The 14813-nt window shown below is 39.3% G+C and carries 15 protein-coding genes and 2 other annotated features; all 15 genes read left to right on the top strand.

Going from position 1 to position 14813, the window contains the following annotated elements:
- The first annotated feature begins 95 nt into the window (after positions 1-95).
- The gene (gene gltX, locus ACNQFZ_RS10825; RefSeq protein ID WP_458415219.1) at positions 96-1550 is read left to right on the top strand and encodes a glutamate--tRNA ligase; all 1455 of its coding nucleotides are present in this window, start codon (positions 96-98) and stop codon (positions 1548-1550) included.
- A gap of 78 nt (positions 1551-1628) precedes the next feature.
- Positions 1629-1874: a binding site (T-box leader), on the top strand.
- 49 nt (positions 1875-1923) lie between these two features.
- Positions 1924-2571, top strand: a complete 648-nt coding sequence (cysE, locus tag ACNQFZ_RS10820) for a serine O-acetyltransferase (protein ID WP_458415218.1) — start codon at positions 1924-1926, stop codon at positions 2569-2571.
- Positions 2571-3971, top strand: coding sequence for a cysteine--tRNA ligase (gene cysS, locus ACNQFZ_RS10815; protein WP_458415217.1), 1401 nt, complete (start codon positions 2571-2573; stop codon positions 3969-3971). Before cysE ends, cysS begins: the two co-directional genes overlap by 1 nt.
- A gap of 3 nt (positions 3972-3974) precedes the next feature.
- Positions 3975-4400, top strand: coding sequence for a Mini-ribonuclease 3 (locus tag ACNQFZ_RS10810; RefSeq protein WP_458415366.1), 426 nt, complete (start codon positions 3975-3977; stop codon positions 4398-4400).
- A complete protein-coding gene (gene rlmB, locus ACNQFZ_RS10805; protein ID WP_458415216.1) occupies positions 4397-5143 on the top strand; it encodes a 23S rRNA (guanosine(2251)-2'-O)-methyltransferase RlmB in 747 nt (248 codons plus the stop codon). Before ACNQFZ_RS10810 ends, rlmB begins: the two co-directional genes overlap by 4 nt.
- Positions 5144-5147: 4 nt before the next feature.
- A complete protein-coding gene (locus ACNQFZ_RS10800; protein ID WP_458415215.1) occupies positions 5148-5657 on the top strand; it encodes an NYN domain-containing protein in 510 nt (169 codons plus the stop codon).
- 77 nt (positions 5658-5734) lie between these two features.
- Positions 5735-6385, top strand: a complete 651-nt coding sequence (sigH, locus tag ACNQFZ_RS10795; RefSeq protein ID WP_458415214.1) for an RNA polymerase sporulation sigma factor SigH — start codon at positions 5735-5737, stop codon at positions 6383-6385.
- Positions 6386-6532: 147 nt separating this feature from the next.
- Complete coding sequence (gene secE / locus ACNQFZ_RS10790) at positions 6533-6715, top strand: preprotein translocase subunit SecE (protein ID WP_458415213.1); 183 nt, start codon at positions 6533-6535, stop codon at positions 6713-6715.
- Positions 6716-6953: 238 nt separating this feature from the next.
- Positions 6954-7487, top strand: coding sequence for a transcription termination/antitermination protein NusG (gene nusG, locus ACNQFZ_RS10785; RefSeq protein WP_458415212.1), 534 nt, complete (start codon positions 6954-6956; stop codon positions 7485-7487).
- 182 nt (positions 7488-7669) lie between these two features.
- On the top strand, positions 7670-8095 hold the full coding sequence (gene rplK, locus ACNQFZ_RS10780; protein WP_458415211.1) for a 50S ribosomal protein L11: 426 nt from the start codon (positions 7670-7672) through the stop codon (positions 8093-8095).
- Between the two features lie 117 nt (positions 8096-8212).
- The gene (gene rplA, locus ACNQFZ_RS10775) at positions 8213-8914 is read left to right on the top strand and encodes a 50S ribosomal protein L1 (RefSeq protein ID WP_458415210.1); all 702 of its coding nucleotides are present in this window, start codon (positions 8213-8215) and stop codon (positions 8912-8914) included.
- A gap of 40 nt (positions 8915-8954) precedes the next feature.
- Positions 8955-9100: a sequence feature (ribosomal protein L10 leader region), on the top strand.
- Positions 9101-9144: 44 nt separating this feature from the next.
- A complete protein-coding gene (gene rplJ, locus ACNQFZ_RS10770) occupies positions 9145-9645 on the top strand; it encodes a 50S ribosomal protein L10 (protein ID WP_458415209.1) in 501 nt (166 codons plus the stop codon).
- A gap of 42 nt (positions 9646-9687) precedes the next feature.
- Positions 9688-10053 carry a 50S ribosomal protein L7/L12 gene (rplL, locus tag ACNQFZ_RS10765; protein ID WP_458415208.1) on the top strand — a complete coding sequence of 122 codons (366 nt, stop codon included), beginning with the start codon at positions 9688-9690 and terminating at the stop codon, positions 10051-10053.
- 194 nt (positions 10054-10247) lie between these two features.
- Complete coding sequence (locus ACNQFZ_RS10760; protein WP_458415207.1) at positions 10248-10850, top strand: class I SAM-dependent methyltransferase; 603 nt, start codon at positions 10248-10250, stop codon at positions 10848-10850.
- 302 nt (positions 10851-11152) lie between these two features.
- Positions 11153-14713, top strand: coding sequence for a DNA-directed RNA polymerase subunit beta (gene rpoB / locus ACNQFZ_RS10755; RefSeq protein WP_458415206.1), 3561 nt, complete (start codon positions 11153-11155; stop codon positions 14711-14713).
- Positions 14714-14813: the final 100 nt, after the last annotated feature.

The raw sequence follows: 14813 nt of genomic DNA, 5'->3' as shown, positions 1-14813 counted from the left end.
TATTAAAGGACAAAGGCTTGACCACTACCTTTTTATTCATTAAGATAGAGTAGAAATTTTAGGAAAAGGAAAACTGAACGGAAGGTGTCTGAATAATGGCAAAGGAAATTAGAGTTCGATATGCACCAAGTCCTACAGGACATTTACATATTGGAAATGCACGGACAGCATTGTTTAATTATTTATTTGCGAGAAACCAAAACGGTAAATTTATTATTCGCATTGAAGATACAGATGTTAAGAGAAATGTTGAAGGTGGAGAACAAAGCCAGCTGAAATATTTAACATGGCTTGGCATTGACTGGGATGAAAGTGTTGATAAGGATGGCGGCTATGGTCCATACCGTCAAACAGAGCGGTTGGACATCTATAATAAGCATACAGAGGAATTATTAGCTAAAGGTCTTGCTTATAAATGTTATTGTACGGAAGAGGAGCTTGCCGAAGAGCGGGAAGCACAAATGGCTAGAGGCGAAACGCCAGCTTATTCTAGAAAATGCTGCGGTTTAACACACGGAGAACAAGAAGCGCTTGAAAAAGAAGGACGAAAGGCGAGCATCCGCTTTAAAGTTCCAGCAGATAAGACCTATACGTTCAATGATATTGTTAAAGGTGAAGTCTCTTTTGAATCCAATGGTATTGGCGATTTTGTTATCGTCAAGAAAGATGGTATACCAACTTACAATTATGCTGTTGTTATTGATGATTATTTGATGGAAATGACCCATGTCCTTCGCGGAGATGATCATATTTCCAACACGCCGAAGCAGTTAATGATTTATGAGGCATTTGGGTGGGAAGCACCAATCTTTGGTCATATGACACTTATCGTTAATGAATCACATAAAAAGTTAAGTAAACGTGATGAATCAATCATTCAATTTATTGAGCAATATGAAGAATTGGGCTATCTACCAGAGGCATTATTTAACTTTATTGCACTATTAGGCTGGTCTCCGGGCGGAGAACAAGAGATTTATACGAAAGAAGAATTTATTAAACTCTTTGACCCTAGTCGTTTGGCAAAGTCACCTGCAGTCTTTGATACACATAAGTTGACATGGATGAATAACCAATATATTAAACAGATTGATGTCGACAGACTTGTTGGCATTTCACTGCCACATCTTATTAAAGCAGGTCGGTTGCCTCAGGAGTTAACAGCTGAGCAAAAGGCATGGGCTCGCGACTTAATCGCACTCCATCAAGAGAAAATGAGCTATGGTGCTGAGATTGTCGAACTCACTGATCTATTCTTCAAAGAAGACCTTGAATTTGATGATGAGGCGAAAGAGGTATTAAGTGGAGAAACTGTACCGGAAGTGATTAAGAGCTTTAAGGCTCAAATCGAGCAGCTTGAAAACTTTGCTGCAGAGGAAATTAAAGCAGCAATGAAGGCTGTACAAAAGGAAACAGGCCAAAAAGGGAAAAATCTATTTATGCCAATACGTGTTGCCACAACTGGCTCTGTTCATGGTCCGGATTTACCGCAAGCAATTCATCTGCTTGGCAAAGACAAGATCCTTGCACGTTTGCAATCTTTATTGTAATGATAGAAATTAAAAAGATTGGCAATTAGCAAAAAAGGTAATATAGTATAGATATATTTAAAAATAAAGTTAAATATTCTCACAACGTTGATGAGGAAAAGTAAAGATTTGTATTTGCCTAAAAGAGAGAACTACCACCGGCTGAAAGTAGTTTACGCAATCAATCTTGAAAATGCACCTCTGAGTCTTTTATTGAACGGATATTCTAGTAGATAGAAGCGGGGCCACCTGCCGTTATTAGGGGTAAGTTGGAGCAATTGACGAATGATTCATTACGATTCATGTTGCTCAAACAGAGTGGAACCGCGCGTTGGCGTCTCTGTGCATTAGCATAGGGGCGCCTTTTTATTTTACAAATAGGGGGGAAGTCAAAGTGTTTAAACTGTTACGAGAAGATGTCGAAGTTATTTTTGAGCAAGACCCTGCCGCTAGAAGCTATTTAGAGGTGATTTTAACCTATTCAGGCTTACATGCAATATGGTCCCATCGACTGGCACATGCATTTTATAAAAGAAAGTTCTTTTTTATAGCCAGAGTTATTTCGCAAATCAGCCGTTTCTTTACAGGCATTGAAATTCATCCAGGGGCAAAAATTGGCCGACGCTTTTTCATCGACCATGGCATGGGTGTCGTCATCGGGGAAACCTGCGAAATTGGCAATGATGTTACGATTTATCAAGGTGTCACTCTCGGTGGTACGGGAAAAGAGAAGGGTAAAAGGCACCCTACCCTAAAAGACAATGTTCTTGTTGCTACAGGGGCGAAAGTATTAGGCTCGATTACAATTGAAGAAAACTCAAAAATCGGAGCCGGGTCTGTAGTTCTTAAAGACGTTCCGCCGAATTCCACTGTTGTTGGTATTCCAGGTAGAATTAAAGTAAAAGATGGGGTAAGGGTCACCCATGATTTAAATCATAATGATCTACCGGATCCAATTGCCGAAAAATTATCTGAGATGGAAAATGAAATGAAGGCTCTAAAAGAAGAATTAAATAAATTTAAATCACGGAGTGAAGCTTGATGGCAATTAAATTTTACAATACATTAACCCGCAATAAGGAAGAGTTTAAACCGATTGAAGATGGAAAAGTAAAAATGTATGTGTGCGGACCAACTGTCTATAATTATATTCATATTGGAAATGCACGGCCTGCCATCGTCTTTGATACAGTCCGTCGCTATTTGCAATACAAAGGCTTTGATGTGAAATATGTTTCGAATTTTACAGATGTAGATGACAAATTAATAAGGGCGGCAAATGAGCTTGGTGAGGATGTTCCTACCATTGCCAACCGCTTCATTCAAGCCTTCTTTGAAGATGTAAGCGCCTTGGGTGTTCAAAAGGCAGACGTCCATCCTCGTGTAATGGAGAACATGGATATTATTATTGAGTTTATAGAGACATTGATTGCTAAGGGCTATGCCTATGAGTCTGAGGGTGATGTTTATTTTAGGACTAGAAAATTCGAAGATTATGGGAAGCTGTCCCATCAACCGATTGATGATCTACGTCTTGGGGCAAGAATTGAAGTTGGCGAGAAAAAGCAGGATCCGCTTGATTTTGCATTGTGGAAGGCGGCTAAAGAAGGAGAAATTTTTTGGGAAAGTCCATGGGGAAAAGGACGGCCGGGCTGGCATATTGAGTGTTCAGCAATGGCGAAAAAATATCTAGGCGAAACGATTGATATTCATGCCGGTGGCCAGGATTTAACATTCCCGCATCATGAAAATGAAATTGCTCAATCTGAAGCATTATCCGGAAAAACATTTGCCAACTATTGGCTGCATAATGGCTATATTCAAATTGATAATGAGAAAATGTCAAAATCACTTGGGAACTTTGTATTGGTGCATGACATTTTGCAGCAGATTGATCCACAAGTGCTACGTTTCTTTATGTTGTCTGTTCATTACCGCAACCCGATTAACTTTAGCCAAGAGTTGTTGGAAAATGCCAAAAGCGGGTTGGACCGGATCCGTACAGCTTATGAAAACTTACGCTATCGCCAAGAAACTAGCACAGGTCTAACAGATTCAGAGGAACAATGGCTAAAGGCTATTAATGAGATCCATGAACAATTTATTACTGAAATGGATGATGACGTAAATACTGCAAATGCGATTTCTGTGTTATTCGATTTAGCTAAACAGGCCAATATCTACTTAAGAGAAAGCCATACATCCGATAAAGTAATTGCTGCATTTATTGAGGAATTTGAAACTTTAGCGGGAGTGCTCGGAATTAAGCTCCAACTAGAAAATGAATTGCTGGATGAGGAAATTGAAGAATTAATTCAAAAAAGAATTGATGCCAGAAAAAATAGAGATTTTGCTCTTGCAGACCAAATAAGGGACCAATTAAAGGATATGAATATTATTCTTGAGGATACACCACAAGGCACCCGTTGGAAAAGGATGTAGAATATTGTGCAGGTAAACAAAAGTATCAATGTAAAACAATTAAATTCTTTGGCACTCGCTTACATGGGTGATGCCGTCTTTGAAAGCTTTATAAGATTTAAATTATTGGAAAGCGGTGGGGTGAGACCAAATCAACTTCACCGCGAAGCGACGAAATATGTTTCAGCGAAAGCCCAATCGGTTATGGTCCATACATTGCTTGATGAGAATCTTTTAACAGATGAGGAAGTAGCGGTTGTTAAGAGAGGAAGAAATGCGAAGTCAGCAACTACGCCTAAAAATACCGATGTTCAGACATATCGATATAGCACTGCTTTTGAAGCATTGCTTGGCTATCATTATTTATTAGGGAATGAAGAACGTTTAGATGAATTGATGAAATTTGGCTATAACTATATTCATAACCAAGGAAGAGGTGAAGACAAATGAATGAAAGTGAATGGATTATTGGGAAAAATCCTGTGCTTGAGGCACTAAGGGCAGAACGTGATATTAATAAAATATGGATTGCAGAAGGGTCAAATAAAGGGCAAATGCAGCAAGTAATTCAATTGGCGAAACAGGCTGGTGTGATTGTCCAGTATGTGCCCAAACAAAAGCTTGACCAAACGGTAGAGGGCAACCACCAAGGTGTGGCTGCATCAGTAGCTGCTTACCAATATGCAGAGTTGGAAGATTTATTTAAAAAAGCTGCTGCTAAACAGGAAGATCCGTTCTTTTTAATTTTGGATGAGATCGAAGACCCTCATAATTTAGGGTCTATTTTACGGACAGCGGATGCAGCGGGAGTCCATGGCGTTATTATTCCGAAAAGGCGTGCTGTCGGATTAACGGCTGCGGTTGCCAAAGCATCCACAGGAGCAATTGAGTATGTACCTGTAGTACGGGTGACAAACCTAGCAAGAACAATGGATGAATTGAAGGAAAATGGCTTGTGGATTGTCGGAACGGATGCAAAAGGAAAGCAAGATTTTCGTGAAATGGATTGTAAGATGCCATTAGCAGTTGTCATCGGCAACGAAGGTAAAGGTATGGGCAGGCTTGTTAGAGAAAAGTGCGACTTTTTAGTACGCTTACCGATGGTTGGAAAGGTTACTTCACTTAATGCGTCTGTAGCAGCAAGTTTATTAATGTACGAGGTCTATCGCAAACGGAACCCTATTGGAGAATAGGGGTATGGATGTATTACTTGTTGATGGATACAATATGATCGGTGCTTGGCCTGAACTTCGAGAATTAAAGAAAACGGACTTTGCTGCCGCCCGTGATAAATTAATAGAAAAAATGGCAGAATACAAAGCCTATACAGGATATCGTGTAATTATTGTGTTCGACGCTCACCAGGTTCCTGGGATTGAAACGAAAACAACGAACCACAATGTGGAGGTCATTTTTACAAAGGAAAATGAAATTGCCGATGAAAAAATCGAAAGAATGGCGAATGAACTTCATAATATTAAAACACAAGTGCATGTCGCAACGTCCGACTATACCGAACAGTGGGTTGTTTTTGGACAAGGAGCATTACGAAAGTCTGCCCGGGAGCTCTTAAATGAGATGAATGAAATTGAGAAGAAAATTGACTATTCAGTGCAGGGAACAAAGCAAGCACAAGCACCGAATCGAATAAAAATAAAAGGCGAAATTGCGGAAATTTTTGAAAAATGGCGCCGAGGAGACCGATGAATGGTTGACTCCCTGAATTTACCTACTGTATAATATTGTTATCTATATGCATCGGAAGTGGACGGAGGGATCAAAGGGTGAGCATATACCTCAAGGAAAATACTATCAATGACTTAGAGCGTCTAGAGGATGAGGAAGTAGTCGAACATGTCCACGCGGGTTCTAGTGAAGCTTTAGAGTACTTAATCAATAAGTACAAGAATTTTGTTCGGGCAAAGGCAAGGTCTTACTTTTTAATTGGTGCCGACCGAGAGGATATTGTTCAAGAAGGTATGATAGGATTGTATAAAGCAATCCGTGATTACAAAGAGGACAAGCTATCTTCCTTTAAAGCATTTGCTGAATTATGTATAACGAGACAGATTATAACGGCGATCAAAACAGCAACTAGACAAAAGCATATCCCATTAAACTCCTATGTGTCATTGGATAAGCCTATTTATGATGAGGAATCTGATCGTACGCTTCTTGATGTTATTTCTGGTACGAAGGCTCTTGATCCTGAAGAGTTGATTATCAATCAGGAAAAGTTTGATGATATTGAAGTAAAAATGGCTGAAATTTTAAGCGATTTAGAGCGAAAGGTTCTTAATTTGTATCTTGATGGCCGTACATATCAAGAGATTTCCGAGGACTTGAACCGCCACGTTAAATCAATAGATAACGCATTGCAGAGAGTAAAGCGAAAGCTTGAACGTTATTTGGAATTAAGGGAAATTACGTTGTAATCTCCCTTTTTCTTTGGATTGTGACATTGACATTTAAATTAACACTATGTTACAGTTTTACAGTGACTAATTGTAAAATCAGGTTTTTTAAACTTATTACATAAATTAAACTTCGGGTATTAGGCTAATAAAGTTGGAGGGTACTGCATGCAACGAATAATTAAATTCTTCCGCGATGTTGTTCGCGAGATGAAGAAAGTCAGCTGGCCGAAAAAGAAAGAATTAACGAAATATACAATCACAGTTATCATTACAGTTGCGTTTATGGCATTATTTTTTACAGTTTTAGATATGGGAATTTCATCATTAATTCGTTTAATTCTTGGTTAAGTTTGGTATAATGTTATATAATCAAGGAAATACAGTATAAAGAACCCGTTCGCGGGTTTTTTCGTGTTTGTGCGAAAAGTGGTGGCACCCGTATAGCGCACGACAGGACTGAAGTCCACTAGTCTCTGGGTGCCGGAACTGGACAATAAGTGAAGGCGTGACAACTTTATGGGGTTGGCAGCGAAATGAAAGGGATAATCCGATTAGGGAGGGAATGGACAAGAATCGTCCAATGTGAATGGAAAAGAACTGGTATGTTGTACATACGTATTCGGGATACGAGAACAAGGTAAAAACAAATTTAGAGAAACGTGTTGAATCAATGGGAATGCAGGATAAGATATTCCGTATCGTCGTTCCTGAAGAAGAAGAAAATGAAGTGAAGAACGGCAAAAAGAAAGTGGTTAAGAAAAAAGTATTTCCGGGCTATGTCTTGGTCGAGTTGATTATGACTGATGATTCTTGGTATGTTGTTAGAAATACTCCGGGTGTAACTGGGTTTGTAGGATCAACTGGCTCTGGATCAAAACCAATTCCGCTTCAACCCGATGAAGTTGATGTGATCTTGAAAAGAATGGGCATGGATAAGATTCCGACTGAAATTGACTTTGCAGTTAAGGATACCGTACGTGTTATTGAAGGACCGTTCACGAATTTCACGGGTACGATTGAAGAAATTGATATGGACAAGCAGAAGGTGAAGGTCCATGTTAATATGTTTGGAAGAGAGACTCCGGTAGAATTAGAATTCACTCAAATTCAATCTGTTTAAACTTCAGTCTGCAGAAGCTGGATTAAAAATAAAGGCTTGCATTCTTGGGCAACAAATGATAAAATTCTTGTGTTTCCTATGAGTCTCAAAATAAGAGGCTATTGTTGATATATAGGAGTATGAGTGGGAGGACCTAAAGGGTCTAATTTTACCACATCACGGACTTTAAGGAGGTGTGTCTCGTGGCTAAAAAAGTTATTAAAATTGTAAAACTTCAAATTCCTGCAGGAAAAGCTAATCCAGCGCCACCAGTTGGTCCTGCATTAGGTCAAGCAGGTGTAAACATCATGGGATTCTGTAAGGAGTTTAACGCTCGTACAGCAGAACAAGCTGGATTAATTATCCCAGTTGAAATTACTGTATTTGAAGACCGTTCATTTACATTTATTACAAAAACTCCGCCTGCTGCTGTTCTTCTTAAGAAAGCTGCTGGAATCGAGTCTGGTTCTGGTGAGCCAAACAAGAAGAAAGTTGCTACAGTTAAGCGTGACAAGGTTCGCGAAATCGCTGAAACAAAAATGCCTGACCTTAACGCTGCAAACGTAGAATCTGCAATGCGCATGGTTGAAGGTACAGCACGCAGCATGGGAATCGTTATCGAAGACTAATCCCGTGAGTTGCTAAGGTAATTGGCAGAGGTTGCGAGGTAATTGGGTATCACCACTCGCAACCTTTATTCGTGGGAGGTAAAACCGCTAAAACCACATACGAGGAGGATTTATTACATGGCTAAAAAAGGTAAAAGATATCAAGAACTTACAAAGCTTGTTGATCGTTCAAAAGCTTATCCGGTTCAAGAAGCTGTTGAATTAGTGAAAAAGACTGCTACAGCTAAATTTGACGAAAGTGTTGAAGTTGCTTTCCGCCTAGGCGTTGACCCTAAGAAAGCTGACCAACAAATTCGTGGAGCAGTTGTTCTACCACATGGTACTGGTAAAACACAACGTGTGTTAGTTTTTGCTAAAGGTGAAAAAGTGAAAGAGGCAGAAGCTGCTGGCGCTGACTATGTTGGCGATTCAGAATTCATTAACAAAATCCAACAAGGTTGGTTTGAGTTTGATGTTGTTGTTGCAACACCTGACATGATGGGTGAAGTTGGTAAACTTGGTCGCGTATTAGGACCTAAAGGTTTAATGCCAAACCCTAAAACTGGTACTGTAACATTTGATGTTACTAAAGCTATCAACGATATTAAAGCTGGTAAAGTTGAATACCGTGTAGATAAAGCTGGTAATATTCATGTTCCGATTGGTAAAGTATCATTTGAAGATGAAAAGCTTCTTGGCAACTTATCAACAATTGTTGAGACAATCCAAAAAGCTAAACCAGCTGCAGCAAAAGGAACATATATGAAAAATGTTGCGATTGCTTCTACAATGGGACCTGGCATTAAAGTTGACGTTTCTCCATTATTACTTGGCAAATAAGTTGACAAACTTATTTTAAGAAGTTATAATAACAAACGTTGTTAAATTAATCGTTATACCGTAGACAGTAGGTGCCAACCTTAGGCTTAATATTCCTACCGAGGTGTGTTTATAAATCTGTTTTAATTATGAACGGATCTGTAATGCCTCCATGTCTACTGGCAGTGGAGGTTTTTATTTTGTATAAATAAAAACACGGTGCGGTATAAAATTTTATAGGAGGTGTAAGGATGAGCGCAGTCATTGAACAAAAGAAACAAGTCGTTCAAGAAATCGCTGATAAGTTACGTGAAAGCAAATCAGTTGTCTTCGTTGATTATCGTGGACTTGACGTTGCTGAGGTAACTGAATTACGTAAACAATTACGTGATGCAGGCATTGAATTTAAAGTTTATAAAAATACGATGATGCGTCGTGCTACAGAAGCTACTGACTTTGCTGGCCTTAACGACAAGTTAGTTGGACCAACTGCTGTTGCTTTTGGAGCTGAAGATGTAGTAGCTCCTGCAAAAATCCTTAATGATTTTGCTAAAAAGCATGAGGATTTAGAAATTAAAGCAGGTATTATCGAAGGTAACATTGCAACTGTAGAAGAAGTGAAAGCATTAGCTGAACTTCCATCACGCGAAGGCTTACTTTCTATGTTGCTTAGTGTATTACAAGCTCCAATTCGCAACCTTGCTCTTGCAACAAAAGCTGTTGCAGATCAAAAAGAAGAACAAGGCGCTTAAGAACTTAAAAATTTTGATTGAATATTAAGGAGGAAAATTCAAATGACTAAAGAACAAATCATTGAAGCGGTTAAAAATATGACTGTTTTAGAATTAAATGACTTAGTAAAAGCTATCGAGGAAGAGTTTGGCGTAACTGCTGCTGCTCCTGTTGTTATGGGTGGAGCTGTTGCTGGTGGCGCTGCTGCTGAAGAACAAACTGAATTTGATGTAATCTTAGGAAGCGCTGGCGACCAAAAGATCAAAGTTATCAAAGTTGTTCGCGAAATCACTGGCCTTGGCTTAAAAGAAGCAAAAGAATTAGTTGACAACACTCCAAAGGCGCTTAAAGAAGGCGTATCTAAAGAAGAAGCTGAAGATATCAAAGCTAAACTTGAAGAAGTTGGAGCTAACGTTGAAGTTAAGTAATTGTATTTGTTAATTAAAGCTCGCTCATTTGAGTGAGCTTTTTTTATACTGATAAAGCACAAGTTTAATTGGATATCAGTATAAGAAAGACATCAACTTCCGCCATTGTGGGCGGCAAGTCGTGTCTTTCTAAATAGCCTCGCTCTGTGTAACCCAATACTACATCATATAAGGAAGGGGTTGAGTATTCGAGTATGACTGAACATTACTATTCGAGTAATCCTTCTGTAGAAAGTAAGCCTTTTACCTTTGAATACAAACTCAAGGGTCATTCTTTTATTTTCACCTCAGACCTAGGAGTATTCTCAAAAAGTGAAATTGATTTTGGTTCAAAATTGTTAATTGATACAATTGATGTGCCGCCTATTGATGGAAACATTTTAGATGTCGGCTGTGGCTATGGTCCGATAGGGCTTACGCTTGCCAAGGAAAATACCAATCGTCAGATTGAGATGGTAGATGTTAATGAAAGAGCTTTGCAGTTAGCGAGAAAAAATAGTGAGCAAAATCATGTTGAAAATGTCTCAATCTATCAAAGTAACTTATTTGAAAATGTAAAAGACAAGATGTTTGCGCTGATTGTTACAAATCCGCCGATTCGTGCCGGAAAAAAGGTCGTACACCAACTGTTCGAAGATTCGTACCAGCATCTGCTAGAAAATGGGGAGCTGTGGATCGTGATTCAGAAAAAACAGGGGGCTCCTTCAGCGATTGAAAAATTAGAAACGATATTTGCTGAAGTTGAGGTCGTTGTGAAGAAAAAGGGATATTATATCATAAAATCAAAAAAATGTTGACGGTTATTTTTGGTTGTGGTAAGATTATAAAATGCCAAAGAAATATACTCCGATAATAGGTAATATTTTTAGTAAGGTGTATAAAAGACTAGGCATTGGAAATGATAATAAAATCGAATTTTTGTGTTGATTGTGCTTTTGAATTGTTAGAAGCCTTTTTTCTTTGTACTTTAATAATCTAGCCTTACTTGGTATCACGGCTCAAATCCTTTTTAATCTAAGTCTATTTTTAATAAATATACTTCAAACGGAAAGGTATGAGCTTTTTAAAATAAAACGTTTTATTTTGAGGGGTGAATCAGTTGACGGGTCAACTAATTCAGTATGGACGCCACCGCCAGCGCAGAAGCTATGCGCGAATTAGCGAGGTGCTAGAATTACCAAATCTAATTGAAATTCAACTCTCATCTTACCAATGGTTTCTGGATGAGGGACTTCGTGAAATGTTTCAGGATATTTCGCCAATTGAAGATTTTACTGGTAACCTATCACTTGAGTTCATTGATTACAGCTTAGGTGAACCAAAATATTCTGTTGGGGAATCAAAACAACGAGATGTTACATATTCTGCACCACTGAGAGTTAAGGTGCGGTTGATCAACAAGGAAACAGGTGAAGTAAAAGAACAAGATGTATTTATGGGCGATTTCCCTTTAATGACAGAAACAGGAACCTTTGTTATTAATGGTGCTGAACGGGTAATCGTTTCGCAGCTTGTTCGTTCACCGAGTGTCTACTTTAGTGGAAAGATTGATAAAAACGGTAAAAAGGGATATACAGCTACTGTCATTCCAAACCGTGGTGCTTGGTTAGAGTATGAGACCGATGCAAAAGATGTTGTTTATGTTCGTATTGACCGTACGCGTAAATTACCAGTAACCGTTCTTTTGCGTGCATTAGGTTTCAGTAATGATCAAGAAATTATTGATTTGCTAGGCGAGAATGAGTATTTAAGAAATACCCTTGACAAGGATAACACGGAAACTACCGAAAAAGCCTTGTTAGAAATCTATGAACGTTTACGTCCTGGTGAGCCGCCTACGGTTGATAACGCGAAAAGTTTACTCGTGGCGCGCTTTTTCGATCCTAAACGCTATGATTTAGCAAATGTTGGACGTTACAAGATTAATAAAAAACTTCATATTAAAAACCGTTTATTCAATCAGCGTGTTGCCGAAACGTTAGTTGATCCGGAAACGGGTGAAGTATTAGTTGAAAAGGGTACAGTATTAGACCGCCGTACACTAGATAAGGTGTTACCATATCTTGAAAATAATATCGGTTTTAAGGTTCTTAAGCCACATGGCGGCGTTGTTGAAGAAGATATCACAGTACAATCTATTAAAATATATGCGCCAAAAGATCCAGACGGAGAGAAAGTAATCAATGTTATTGGCAATTCCAACATTGATGTAAGCATTAAGAATATTACACCTGCAGATATTATTGCATCTATCAGCTATTTCTTTAACTTATTACACTTTGTTGGCGATACAGATGATATTGATCATTTAGGAAACCGTCGCTTACGTTCTGTTGGAGAACTTTTACAAAACCAATTCAGAATTGGACTTTCCCGGATGGAGCGCGTTGTTCGTGAACGGATGTCAATTCAAGACCCAAATAATATTACACCACAGGCATTAATTAATATTCGTCCTGTTATTGCGGCGATTAAAGAATTCTTTGGTAGTTCACAGCTTTCACAATTCATGGATCAAACGAATCCACTTGCGGAGTTGACTCATAAACGTCGTTTATCAGCATTGGGACCAGGTGGATTAACACGTGAACGTGCCGGCTTTGAAGTTCGTGATGTTCACTACTCACACTATGGTCGTATGTGTCCGATTGAAACGCCGGAAGGTCCAAACATTGGATTGATTAACTCATTATCTTCTTTTGCAAAGGTAAATAGATTTGGATTTATCGAAACCCCTTACCGGAGAGTTGATCCGGAAACAGGTAGAGTTACATCCCATATTGACTATTTAACTGCGGATGAAGAAGATAATTACATTGTTGCGCAGGCGAATGTTAATCTTTCCGAGGATGGGGAGTTCCTTGATGAGGAAGTTGTAGTTCGTTTCCGTGGTGAAAATACAGTGGTCAAAAAAGACCGTGTAGACTATATGGACGTTTCTCCAAAGCAGGTAGTTTCCGCGGCCACAGCATGTATTCCTTTCTTGGAAAATGATGACTCAAACCGTGCGTTAATGGGTGCGAACATGCAACGGCAGGCTGTTCCGTTAATGAATCCAGAGGCTCCAATTGTTGGAACTGGAATGGAATATGTTGACGGTAAGGACTCTGGTGCTGCTGTTATTTGTAAATATGATGGCATTGTTGAACATGTAGAAGCAGGTTTTGTTCATGTTCGCCGCTATTCAGAAGTAGATGGTCAAAAGGTAAAAGGAAACCTTGATAAGTATGAGCTATTAAAATTCAAACGTTCAAATCAAGGAACATGTTATAATCAACGCCCGATCGTAGCGGTCGGTAATGAGGTCAAAAAAGGTGAAATCCTTGCAGATGGACCTTCAATGGATAAAGGTGAACTTGCGCTAGGACGAAATGTGTTGGTTGCTTTTATGACATGGGATGGTTACAACTATGAGGATGCCATTATTATGAGCGAGCGTCTCGTAAAAGATGATGTATATACATCTATTCATATTGAAGAATATGAATCTGAGGCACGCGATACAAAGCTTGGACCTGAGGAAATTACAAGGGATATTCCGAACGTTGGTGAAGATGCACTTCGTAATCTTGATGAAAGAGGGATTATTCGCATCGGTGCCGAGGTGAAAGACGGTGACTTGTTAGTTGGTAAAGTGACGCCAAAGGGTGTTACGGAACTAACTGCAGAGGAAAGATTATTGCACGCTATTTTTGGTGAAAAGGCTCGAGAAGTACGTGATACATCACTTCGGGTTCCACATGGTGGCGGCGGTATTATCTTGGATGTAAGAATCTTCAACCGTGAGGATGGCGATGAGCTGCCTCCTGGTGTAAACCAATTAGTTCGTGTATTTATCGTTCAAAAAAGGAAAATTCATGTGGGCGATAAGATGGCGGGTCGCCATGGTAACAAAGGGGTTATCTCAAGAATTTTACCTGAAGAGGATATGCCATTCTTACCTGATGGTACACCGGTTGACATCATGTTAAACCCATTAGGGGTACCATCAAGGATGAATATCGGTCAGGTACTTGAATTGCATCTTGGTATGGCTGCGCGTTACCTTGGCATTCACGTCGCTACACCAGTATTTGATGGTGCGCGCGAAGAGGATGTTTGGGCAACGATTGAAGAAGCAGGTATGGCTAGTGACGCTAAAACGATTTTATATGATGGACGCTCTGGTGAGCCGTTTGATAATCGTGTCTCAGTCGGTATTATGTATATGATTAAACTAGCCCACATGGTAGACGACAAACTTCATGCTCGTTCAACTGGACCATATTCACTTGTTACGCAACAGCCGCTTGGTGGTAAAGCGCAATTTGGTGGACAGCGTTTTGGAGAAATGGAAGTTTGGGCGCTCGAGGCGTATGGTGCTGCTTATACATTACAGGAGATTTTAACAGTTAAATCTGACGATGTCGTTGGACGTGTGAAAACATATGAGGCAATCGTCAAAGGTGAAAGTGTTCCTGAACCAGGAGTACCTGAATCGTTTAAAGTATTAATTAAAGAGCTGCAAAGTTTAGGTATGGATGTCAAGATGTTGTCTGGAGATGAAGAAGAAATCGAGTTGCGTGACTTTGATGACGACGAAGAACAACGTGATATCCCTGCAATAGATTCAACTGATGCAACAACGAATGAAGAAAAAGATGTAACACCTGTAGAATAATGATTACTAAATAATAAATGCAATGCAAACTAACAGGCTGTCTCGGTTCAGCTGAATGCTTCCCGAGACAGCCCTAAAGTTTCACTTTCTAAGGGAGGTA

Source organism: Schinkia acidoalkalinis (assembly GCF_054301215.1).
The sequence above is the reverse complement of the archived record's forward strand: the minus strand, read 5'-3'. Positions and strand labels throughout refer to the sequence as shown.

Excerpts from the sequence above, each read along its gene's own strand:
- gltX (WP_458415219.1), top strand. The coding sequence starts at position 96 with ATGGCAAAGGAAATTAGAGTTCGATATGCACCAAGTCCTACAGGACAT.
- cysS (WP_458415217.1), top strand. The coding sequence starts at position 2,571 with ATGGCAATTAAATTTTACAATACATTAACCCGCAATAAGGAAGAGTTT.
- rlmB (WP_458415216.1), top strand. The coding sequence starts at position 4,397 with ATGAATGAAAGTGAATGGATTATTGGGAAAAATCCTGTGCTTGAGGCA.
- ACNQFZ_RS10800 (WP_458415215.1), top strand. The coding sequence starts at position 5,148 with ATGGATGTATTACTTGTTGATGGATACAATATGATCGGTGCTTGGCCT.
- secE (WP_458415213.1), top strand. The coding sequence starts at position 6,533 with ATGCAACGAATAATTAAATTCTTCCGCGATGTTGTTCGCGAGATGAAG.
- nusG (WP_458415212.1), top strand. The coding sequence starts at position 6,954 with ATGGAAAAGAACTGGTATGTTGTACATACGTATTCGGGATACGAGAAC.
- rplA (WP_458415210.1), top strand. The coding sequence starts at position 8,213 with ATGGCTAAAAAAGGTAAAAGATATCAAGAACTTACAAAGCTTGTTGAT.
- rplJ (WP_458415209.1), top strand. The coding sequence starts at position 9,145 with ATGAGCGCAGTCATTGAACAAAAGAAACAAGTCGTTCAAGAAATCGCT.
- rplL (WP_458415208.1), top strand. The coding sequence starts at position 9,688 with ATGACTAAAGAACAAATCATTGAAGCGGTTAAAAATATGACTGTTTTA.
- ACNQFZ_RS10760 (WP_458415207.1), top strand. The coding sequence starts at position 10,248 with ATGACTGAACATTACTATTCGAGTAATCCTTCTGTAGAAAGTAAGCCT.